The organism is Sphaerimonospora mesophila (assembly GCF_001417795.1).
Taxonomy (GTDB): domain Bacteria; phylum Actinomycetota; class Actinomycetes; order Streptosporangiales; family Streptosporangiaceae; genus Sphaerimonospora; species Sphaerimonospora mesophila.
Window position 1 is genome coordinate 405,864 of the sequence record NZ_BCBX01000035.1, and the last position, 10,331, is coordinate 416,194.

Consider the following 10,331-nt stretch of genomic DNA (forward strand, 5'->3'; position numbering starts at 1 on the left):
GTCAACTGCAAGATCACGGAACTCGTCCTCCCTGGTCAACGGGAATCCATGCGAGAAACTGCAAGATCACGAAAGGTCAAGTCGCAGGTGGCAGGGCAAGCCTGCGAGTAACTGCAAGATCACGGTGAAGGTGGGGGGTGGGGCGGGCTAGCCTTACGGGCGTGCATGTGGCGAGCCTTTCCCTCACCGACTATCGGTCGTACGCCGAGGTCGAGCTCACGCTCGAGCCGGGGCCGACGGCCTTCGTCGGGCCGAACGGGCAGGGGAAGACCAATCTGGTCGAGGCGTTGGGCTACCTGGCCACCCATTCGAGTCACCGGGTCGCCACCGACGCCCCGCTCGTACGGCACGGCGCGCAACGCGCGATCATCCGGTCCGTCGTCGTCAAGGACGACCGCCGCGCGCTGATCGAGCTGGAGATCAATCCGGGCCGTGCCAACCGCGCGAGGGTGAACCGCTCCCCGGTGCCCCGGCCGCGCGAGGCGCTCGGTCTGCTGCGCACCGTGCTGTTCGCGCCCGAGGATCTCGCGCTGGTCAAGGGCGACCCCTCGGAGCGGCGCCGTTTCCTGGACGAGCTGCTCGCCGCCCGAGCTCCGCGGCTCGCCGGGGTCCGTGCCGACTACGAACGTGTGCTCAAGCAGCGGAACGCCCTGCTGCGTACCGTGGCCGCCTCCGGCGGCGGCCGCCGACGTGGTGCACGCAGACAGGACGACGACGCGGCGTTCGCCGCCGCCGGCGCGGGGGACGTGCTCGCCACCCTCGAGATCTGGGACTCCCATCTCGTACGGCACGGCGCCGAGTTGACGGCGGCCCGCCTTGACCTGGTCAACGCGCTGCGGCCGATGGCGGCCAAGGCCTACGCCACGCTCGCTCCGTCGTCCGCCCTGGCCGACCTGGAGTACCGAAGCTCGGCGGATGAAGGAAAGTTATCCACAGATATGCCCCCATTGGGGACAAGTCGTGAGGATATCGCCGAACGGCTGCGCGCCGGCCTCGCCGAGGTGCGCCGGGCGGAGCTGGAGCGTGGCGTCACCCTGATCGGCCCGCACCGCGACGACCTTCTGCTCCAGCTCGGCGAGCTGCCCGCCCGGGGTTATGCCAGTCATGGCGAGTCCTGGTCGTTCGCGCTGGCGCTCCGGCTGGCCGCCTATGACCTGCTCCGATCGGACGGCGGTGATCCCGTGCTGATCCTCGACGACGTGTTCGCCGAGCTCGACGACCAGCGGCGCAGGCGGCTCACCGAGATCGTCGCTCCGGCGGAGCAGGTGCTCATCACCGCGGCGGTGGCGGGCGACGTGCCGCCGGAGCTCGCCGGTGCGCGCTTCGACGTGGCGGAGGGGACCGTGACCCGTGTCCGCTGAACGCCGACAGCCTGAGCCTCCTCACGGCGCGGCTTCGAATACACCCTCATCCCCCGCTTTATCCACAGGCGGTGGAAAACCATCCCCGGCGGCGGCTGAGACGACGGCGAAGGGCGCCGCGCTGGCACGGGAGAAGCTGGCGCAGGCCAAGGCGGACGCCGCCAAACGCGGGCAGCTTCCCCGTAGCGAGCCGCGCCGCCGCTCCGGCGGTCAGCGGCGGGACTCCGGTGATCCACAGCTCTTCGGCCGGGCGATCCGTGATCTGCTCGCCGACCGGGGATGGGAGCAGTCGGCGGCGATCGGCGGGGTCTTCGGCCGCTGGCGCGAGATCGTGGGTCCCGGGATGGCCGAGCACACCAGGCCCGAGAGCTTCGCGGACGGCGAGGTGGTCGTGACCGCCGACTCGACGGCCTGGGCCACACAGGTGCGTCTGCTGGCGACGACGCTGGTCAGGCGGCTGAACGAGGAGCTCGGCGACGGCACGGTCAAGCATGTGAAGGTACGCGGTCCCGTCGGAGGTCCGCGGCCCGATGGCGGCCTGCGGGTACGCGGCTCGCGTGGGCCGCGGGACACCTACGGCTGAGCCGTACGAACAGGACGCGGAGCGCCGAGCCGTACTAAACCGAGCGGTACGAGACCGAGCCGGACACCGGGCGCGTCCGGGGCCGGAGGGCCGGACGTCGAACCGGCTCAAAATCGCCCCTGAGGCGACGACCCCCATCCCATGTGGGGGGTGCTCAAAACCATGATCGTCAAGCGACAGGGCATCACAGCGCCCGTCAATGCCCCCTGTGGTCCATCGGAACGGTAGAATGAAGCCGGACTCAAGGACACGTCCGGTTTGTCTCACCCCGGTCCAGTCATACCTGGAAACCGACTCCCCTGGGTGAGCGCATCGGGGCACTCACAACGGTGACGGGCACGGCCAGGGCAGCCAATCAAGGGTGCCCGGCGCCGCGTGTCCGCGGCAGGAGGATTTCGCACTTGTCCTACGACGCAAGCTCTATCACCGTTCTCGAGGGCCTGGAAGCGGTCCGCAAGCGCCCGGGTATGTACATCGGCTCGACGGGCGAGCGTGGCCTGCACCACCTGGTGTACGAGATCGTCGACAACGCGGTCGACGAGGCGCTGGCCGGCTACAACGACCGGATCGAGGTGACGCTGCTCGCCGACGGCGGGGTGCGCGTCTTCGACCACGGCCGCGGCATCCCGGTCGGCATAGTGGCCGCCGAGGGCCGTCCGGCCGTCGAGGTCGTGTTCACCGTGCTGCACGCGGGCGGCAAGTTCGACAGCAAGTCGTACGCCGTCTCCGGCGGCCTGCACGGCGTGGGCGCCTCGGTCGTCAACGCGCTGTCCGAGCGGCTCGAGGTCGAGGTCCGCACCGATGGGTACGTCTGGCGGCAGTCGTACGTCAAGGCCAAGACGACCGGCCCGCTCCAGAAGGGCGAGCCGACAGACGACCATGGCACGACGATCTCGTTCTGGCCCGACCCGGAGATCTTCGAGACGACCGCCTGGAACTTCGAGACGCTCTCGCGCCGGTTCCAGGAGATGGCCTTCCTCAACAAGGGCCTGACGATCCAGCTCACCGACGAGCGGCCCGAGTACATCAACGGCGCGCCCAAGGTCGTCACCTACTTCTACGAGGGCGGCCTGGCCGACTTCGTCAGCCACCTCAACTCCAAGAAGGACCCGATCCACGGCTCGGTCATCGACTTCGAGGAGCACGGCGACGGCATCTCGCTCGAGATCGCCATGCAGTGGAACGGCTCCTACACCGAGTCGATCTACACCTTCGCCAACACGATCAACACGGCCGAGGGCGGCACCCACGAGGAGGGCTTCCGCGCGGCGCTGACCAGCATCGTCAACCGCTACGCCCGGGAGCAGCGGTTCCTCAAGGAGGGCAAGGACGACAACCTCACCGGCGACGACATCCGCGAGGGTCTCGCCGCGATCATCTCGGTGAAGCTGGCCGACCCCCAGTTCGAGGGGCAGACCAAGACCAAGCTGGGCAACACCGAGGCGAAGTCGTTCGTCCAGAAGGCCTGCAACGATCACCTGCGCGACTGGTTCGAGCGCAATCCCGGCGAGGCCAAGGAGATCATCAACAAGGCGCTCCAGGCCTCCCGCGCCCGCATCGCGGCCCGGCAGGCCCGCGACCTGACCCGACGCAAGTCGCTGCTGGAGAGCGGCAGCGGGCTGCCGGGCAAACTGGCCGACTGCCAGTGGTCGGAGCCGGACAAATGCGAGCTGTTCATCGTCGAGGGCGACTCGGCCGGCGGCTCGGCGAAGGGTGGCCGCGACCCCAAGTTCCAGGCGATCCTGCCGCTCCGCGGAAAGATTCTGAACGTCGAGAAGGCGCGGATCGACAAGGTCCTCAAGAACGCCGAGGTCCAGGCGCTGATCACGGCGCTCGGCACCGGAGTGCACGAAGAGTTCGACATCGCCAAGCTCCGCTATCACAAGCTGATCCTGATGGCCGACGCCGACGTCGACGGGCAGCACATCACCACCCTGCTGCTGACGCTGCTGTTCCGGTTCATGCGCCCGCTGATCGAGGCCGGTCACGTGTACCTCTCGCAGCCGCCGCTCTACAAGATCAAGTGGGACCGCAAGGGCGAGGACGCCTCGTACGCGTACTCCGACCGCGAGCGTGACTCGATCATCGAGGACGGCATCGCGCGGGGCAAGCGCGACCCGCGGGCGCACGACGGCGTGCAGCGCTTCAAGGGTCTGGGCGAGATGAACGCCGCCCAGCTCTGGGAGACCACGATGAACCCGGAGACCCGGCTGCTCCGCCAGGTCACCCTCGATGACGCCGCCCAGGCCGACGACCTGTTCAGCGTCCTCATGGGCGAGAACGTCGAGGCCCGCAGGAACTTCATCATCGCCAATGCCCGTGACGTCCGGTTCCTCGACGTCTGAGCAGAGTGTCTGAGCAGAAGGACTTTTCGTGACGGAAGTGAACACTCAGCCCGGGCCACCCGCCGATCGCATCGAGCCGGTCGACATCCAGGCCGAGATGCAGCGCAGCTACATCGACTACGCGATGTCGGTCATCGTGTCCCGTGCGCTGCCGGACGTGCGCGACGGCCTCAAGCCCGTGCACCGCCGGGTGCTGTACGCGATGTTCGACGGGGGTTACCGCCCCGATCGTGGCTACTTCAAGTGCTCGCGCATCGTCGGTGACGTCATGGGGTCCTATCACCCCCACGGCGACACCTCGATCTACGACACGGTCGTACGCCTCGCGCAGCCGTGGTCGCTGCGCTATCCGCTCGTCGACGGACAGGGCAACTTCGGTTCGCCGGGCAACGACCCCGCGGCCGCGATGCGGTACACCGAGAGCCGCCTGGCGCCGATCGCCATGGAGATGCTCCGGGACATCGACAAGGAGACCGTCGACTTCCAGCCGAACTACGACGGCCGGTCGCAGGAGCCCGTCGTCCTGCCGTCGCGGTTCCCCAACCTGCTGGTGAACGGCTCGGCCGGCATCGCGGTCGGCATGGCGACGAACATCCCGCCGCACAACCTCCGCGAGGTCGGCGAGGCCGTCAAGTGGGCGCTGGAGAACCCCGAGGCGGACGACGACGAGCTGCTGGCCGGGCTCATGGCCCGGATCAAGGGCCCCGACTTCCCCACCGCCGCGCTCATCGTGGGCCGCCGCGGCATCGAGGACGCCTACCGCACCGGCCGCGGCTCGATCATCATGCGGGCCGTCGTCGAGGTCGAGGAGGACGCCAAGGGACGGCAGTGCCTGGTCGTCACCGAACTCCCGTACCAGGTGAACCCGGACAACCTCGCCCTCACCATCGCCGAGCTGGTCAAGGACGGCCGGATCACCGGCATCGCCGACGTACGCGACGAGACCTCCTCGCGTACGGGCCAGCGGCTGGTGATCGTGCTGAAGCGCGACGCGGTCGCCAAGGTCGTGCTGAACAACCTGTACAAGCACACCCAGCTCCAGACGACGTTCGGCGCGAACATGATCGCGCTGGTCGACGGCGTGCCCCGGACACTGCGGCTCGACCAGTTCGTCCGGCACTACGTCACGCACCAGATCGAGGTCGTCGTCCGGCGGACCCGGTTCCTGCTGCGCAAGGCCGAGGAACGCGCCCACATCCTGCGCGGCCTGCTCAGGGCACTCGACCGGATGGACGAGGTCATCGCGCTGATCAGGGGATCGGCTTCGGCGGCCGAGGCCCAGGGCGGCCTGATGACGCTGCTCGACATCGACCAGGTGCAGGCGCAGGCCATCCTGGACATGCAGCTGCGCAAGCTGGCCGCACTGGAACGCCAGCAGATCCAGGACGAGTACGACGGTCTGATGGCGCAGATCGCCGACTACAACGACATCCTCGCCTCGGAGCCGCGGCAGCGGCGGCTCGTCTCCGACGAGCTCAGCGAGGTCATCACGAAGTTCGGCGACGAGCGCAAGACGGAGATCACCGCGCACGAGGGCGACATGTCCATGGAGGACCTGATCGCCGAAGAGGACGTCGTCGTCACGATCACCCTCGGCGGCTACGCCAAGCGCACCAGCACCGATCTCTACCGGGCCCAGCGGCGCGGCGGCAAGGGAGTGCGCGGCGCCCAGCTCCGCCAGGACGACATCGTCGAGCACTTCTTCGTGACCACGACCCACCACTGGCTGCTGGCCTTCACCAACAAGGGCCGGGTCTACCGGTTCAAGGCGTACGAGCTGCCGGACGCCGGGCGTGACGCGCGCGGCCAGCATCTGGCCAACCTGCTCGCGATGCAGCCCGACGAGCATGTCATGGAGATGCTCGCCCTGCGGGACTACGACGTCGCGCCGTACCTCGTGCTCGCGACCCGCAGCGGTCTGGTGAAGAAGACCCGGCTGTCGGAGTACGACTCGCCGAGGTCCGGCGGGCTCATCGCCATCAACCTGCGTGAGGACGACGAGGTGATCGCGGCCCGGCTCGTCTCGGAGCACGACGATCTCCTGCTCGTCTCCAAGAACGCGCAGTCGATCCGCTTCACCGCCTCCGACGAGGCCCTGCGCCCGATGGGCCGGGCCACCAGCGGTGTCATCGGCATGCGGTTCGTCGACGGCGACGAACTCCTGTCCATGAACGTCATCACGGGCGGCGAGGACGTGTTAATCGCCACGGAGGGCGGGTACGCGAAGCGCACCCCGGCCGAGCAGTACCCGGTGCAGGGCCGGGGCGGTAAGGGCGTGCTGACCGCGAAAATCGTCAGCTCCCGTGGCAAGCTTGTCGGAGCCGTCATGGTGCGCCCCGAGGACGAGGTCTTCGCGATCACGTCAGCGGGCGGGGTGATCCGGACCAGCGCCGGAGAGATAAAGCGCTCCGGCCGGCAGACGATGGGGGTGCGCCTGATGAACCTTGCAGAAGGGGACAGCGTCGTGGCCCTTGCCCGCAATGCCGAGTCGTTGGCGACCGAGGAAAACGGGGCAGGAGACGAGGCTGATGAATGACGGGAGGAACGGGGTTACCGGACGGGCCCACGATGGGGGTAGCGTCGCCAGAGTGGCGCGCGATGACAAAGATGTGACCCCTGGCGAGAAGGCCAAGGCCGGAGACTCCGCTGGAGACACCGTTCGTGTCCGGACCTCAGCACCGGACCAGCCGTGGAAGCAGCGTCCGCCCGCGGACGGTGCCAGAGACGGCAAGCCCGTGGGCGCGGCGGAGCCCACCGCCGCATACGCCAGACCGTCGGGCCTGCCGCCGAAGGGCCAGCCCGGTGGTTCCGCCGGGAGCGGCCCGGCCAAAGGGCCGGTCGGCTCCGGCGGTTCGCCGGGTGGTCAGTCACGTGGTCCCTCGGGTGGTCCCGCGCCGGGCCCGGCCGGCGGCCCGGGGGGTGGGGGCAACGCCGGCCCGATGAACTCCGTATCGGGGTTCCCCCGGCCGACGCCCGCTGGAGATTCCGCCCGTACCGGCCCGATGGGGGACGCCGCCGGGCTGCCCGCGGGTGGCGCCGTGAAGGGCCTGACCTTCGAGGAACGCAAGGACGCCCAGGGCATGCTGGGCGGCAAGCCGGCCAAGGACAGGAAGTCCGGCGTCCGGCCACCGCGCAAGGCCCACCTCGTGCTGCGCCGCATCGAGCCGTGGTCGGCGATGAAGTTCAGCTTCGTCGTCTCCCTGGTCTGCTTCGTCGTGCTGTTCGTGGCCGTGGCCGTGCTGTACGGAGTGCTCTCGGCGCTCGGCGTCTTCACCTCGATCACCGATGCCGTGGAGCAGTTGGCGGGTGACCAGAGCACGGGTGTCGCCATCAACATCAGCGGCTGGTTCGAGCCCATGCGCATCCTCGGTTACACCGCACTGCTCGGCGCGGTGAACGTCGTGCTCATCACCGCCCTGTCCACGCTGGGCGCGGTCATCTACAACATGTCCGCCGACCTGGTCGGCGGTGTGGAGATGACCTTCAGTGAGGCCGAATAGCCGAGTCGTGTAGGGCTACCACGAGCCGAAGCGGTAGCCCTACACGCTCGTACGGACCGGCCGGCGCCACGGGCACGGTAGGATTTACCTCGGTCGGGGAACGGATTCGCCGCCGCGGACGAGATGCGGTAACGTTCCTTGCACCGAGATGCGGGGCTATAGCTCAGACGGTTAGAGCGCTTCCCTGATAAGGAAGAGGTCCCTGGTTCGAGTCCAGGTAGCCCCACCGCGAAGCCCGGTTCAGAGGCCAGATCCCAAATCAGGGACCTGGCCTTTCGATCGTTTTGACCGTCATTCGACCGTTGCGCTGCTCAGCGCTTGCGTCGGCCGTCCCCGGTCGCCTGGACCTTCCGGAACTTCTCGGCCATCTCGCGCAGCTGGTCCTCGTCGCACTTCTCGCGGAGCTTGGGGAACTCCTCCCGCTGCTCCTGCGTGGCGTGTTCGTCCACGGCGTGCTTCAACTGCTGGAACAGGTCGTCGAAGCCGTCGGCGTCGGGACCCATTTTCTTGAGCTGCTTGAGCATTTTTTTGGCCTCGTCCTCCTCGTGCACCCGGGCCTCGGCTACGCCGCGCGCGACGTCCTTGGTCACCGGATGCACGACGCGCTCCTCGGCCTGCTCATGGATCTCCAGGAGGTGCGTGAGTTCCTCGAACGTTCTGGCCCGCTCCTCGCCCTCCGTGTGCACGACCCGGCTGAAGAGCTGGCGGATCTGCTTGTGCTGCTCCAGGATGAGGTCGACGACGTCGCCTTCCTGCTGGACCTTCACCATCGGATCTCCCTTTCATTGCTCCGGTAGTCCCCCGTACCCTGGCCCGTGGCCGTAAACGGGCAGACCTCCGTGTCTCACCGGGTCTCGCCGCCCGCGACCACCCGATGACATGGCCTGTGGTGGCCCTCACCTGCATCAGCCGGCCCATGCCATCAGCGGCTCGATCCGTTCCGGGCGGCGCAGTGTGCCCAGGGCCTGCCGTTCGAGCTGACGCACCCGTTCCCGGGTCAGCCCGATCCGCTCGCCGATCTCCTGGAAGGTGTGCGTCCTGCCGTCACTCAGGCCATAGCGCAGGCTGACGATCAGCGCCTCCCGTTCGGGCAGCCGGTCGACCAGGGCACGGAGCTCCTCAGCCAGCGCCCGCTGCTCCAGCAGCTCCGAGGCCGGCGCGACCTGTGCGTCGGCGATCAGATCACCGAACCGCGTCTCCTCCTCACCGTCCACCGGCGTGTCCAGGCTGATCACGTCTCGGCTGACCCGGCGCAGGTCGGTGAGTTGTCCCACGGTCAGGCCCGCGGCCTCGGCGAGTTCGACGTCCGTGGGTTCACGACCCAGCCGGGTCTCAAGTTCGCGTTCCAGCCGGTTGACCTTCGTGATCTGCTCCACGACGTGGAGGGGCAGGCGGACCGGCCGGCTCTTGTCGGCCAGGCCGCGGTCGATCGCCTGTCGGATCCACCACATCGCATAGGTCGAGAACTTGTAGCCCCTGGCGTAGTCGAACTTCTCCACCGCGCGCATCAGCCCGAGGTTGCCCTCCTGGATGAGGTCCAGCATCGGCCAGCCCCGGTGGTAGTACTTCTTGGCCACCGACACCACCAGGCGCAGGTTGGCCCGGAGCATGTGGTCCCTGGCCAGTTCGCCGTCCGCTGCGGCATCCTCCAGCTCGGCACGACGTTCATCCTCGATGTCGCCGTTCTCGTCGAGCAGATGGCGGGCGTACACACCGGCCTCGATCCGCTTGGCCACGTCGACTTCCTGCTCGGCGGTGAGCAGCGGCGTCTGGCCGATCTGGTGCAGGTACTGTCCCAGGAGGTCCGGCTCGTCATAAGGCTCGTACGGCTCAGCCCTGCCCATCACGCCATCCCACCGATGAACGACAGCGGCTCGCTGTAGTGGATGGTCATAGCGCTTCACCCCAATGCCTCCCCCGTGCCCAGCCCGTTGACATCGACACGCATCGGGCGCGTGCGTGTCTCACGCGCGCTCTTGATCGCGAGGTCCGCCGGCGGCCGTACGCCTCGGGCGTCGGCGCCGGGCAATCCCGTCCCTTCGGTGACAGGGGACGACACGGGCCTCTGAACAGCGACGACGCATCGTCGACGCGAGCGGGCTGGCGCCGTGGTGATGGCGTGGTGAAAAGCACGCTGGGCGTTCCGGCGCCGCTGGTCATCGTCGCGGGGATCCTCTGCGGCGTCGTCATCGGCGTGCACGGCGGATCCAACGGCGCGGCCGCAGGCGTTCGCCTGGCCAGCGGATCTCCCCGACCGAAGGCGCTGCTGCCCCGTATTCCGGTGGTCGCGCGGGTCCTGGTCGGCGGCACGCTGCTCATCAACCACTGCGGCCTCCCGCTCGTGGGTGCTCATCGTCCTCGCCTTGGCCACCCTGATGAGCTACGTGCTCACCACCCGGAGCGTTGGCCGCCATCTGTACTCCATCAACTCCAACGCCGAGGCAGGCACGCCGGGCCGGCGTGTGGCTGGACCGGATCAAGGTGGTTGCTTTCGCCTGCATTACGGGATTCGCCGCCCTCGGGGGGGGGGGGGGGGGGGGGG

7 protein-coding genes and 1 tRNA gene are annotated in these 10,331 nt (G+C 68.4%); 6 read left to right on the plus strand and 2 right to left on the minus strand.

What is annotated here, in order from left to right; translation table 11 throughout:
- The first annotated feature begins 161 nt into the window (after nucleotides 1-161).
- From recF to AP234_RS15680, 6 genes are all read left to right on the plus strand, one after another.
- Entirely contained in the window at nucleotides 162-1,361 is a 1,200-nt protein-coding gene (recF, locus tag AP234_RS15655) for a DNA replication/repair protein RecF (protein ID WP_055480375.1), read from the plus strand.
- Nucleotides 1,351-1,944: a DciA family protein gene (locus AP234_RS15660; protein WP_055480376.1), complete on the plus strand. Its 594-nt coding sequence runs from the start codon at nucleotides 1,351-1,353 to the stop codon at nucleotides 1,942-1,944. The genes recF and AP234_RS15660 overlap by 11 nt, the downstream gene beginning before the upstream one ends.
- Nucleotides 1,945-2,384: 440 nt before the next feature.
- Nucleotides 2,385-4,289: a DNA topoisomerase (ATP-hydrolyzing) subunit B gene (gene gyrB, locus AP234_RS15665; RefSeq protein WP_431998655.1), complete on the plus strand. Its 1,905-nt coding sequence runs from the start codon at nucleotides 2,385-2,387 to the stop codon at nucleotides 4,287-4,289.
- 28 nt (nucleotides 4,290-4,317) lie between these two features.
- Nucleotides 4,318-6,825 carry a DNA gyrase subunit A gene (gene gyrA / locus AP234_RS15670; RefSeq protein ID WP_055480378.1) on the plus strand — a complete coding sequence of 836 codons (2,508 nt, stop codon included), beginning with the start codon at nucleotides 4,318-4,320 and terminating at the stop codon, nucleotides 6,823-6,825.
- A 403-nt stretch (nucleotides 6,826-7,228) separates the two neighbouring features.
- Complete coding sequence (locus AP234_RS15675) at nucleotides 7,229-7,789, plus strand: DUF3566 domain-containing protein (protein WP_083502137.1); 561 nt, start codon at nucleotides 7,229-7,231, stop codon at nucleotides 7,787-7,789.
- A 152-nt stretch (nucleotides 7,790-7,941) separates the two neighbouring features.
- A tRNA-Ile gene (locus AP234_RS15680) sits at nucleotides 7,942-8,015 on the plus strand.
- A gap of 85 nt (nucleotides 8,016-8,100) precedes the next feature.
- Here AP234_RS15680 and AP234_RS15685 read toward each other — a convergent pair.
- Nucleotides 8,101-8,559, minus strand: coding sequence for a hemerythrin domain-containing protein (locus tag AP234_RS15685; RefSeq protein WP_055480379.1), 459 nt, complete (start codon nucleotides 8,557-8,559; stop codon nucleotides 8,101-8,103).
- A 135-nt stretch (nucleotides 8,560-8,694) separates the two neighbouring features.
- Complete coding sequence (locus tag AP234_RS15690; protein ID WP_055480380.1) at nucleotides 8,695-9,633, minus strand: sigma-70 family RNA polymerase sigma factor; 939 nt, start codon at nucleotides 9,631-9,633, stop codon at nucleotides 8,695-8,697.
- Nucleotides 9,634-10,331 lie beyond the last annotated feature (698 nt).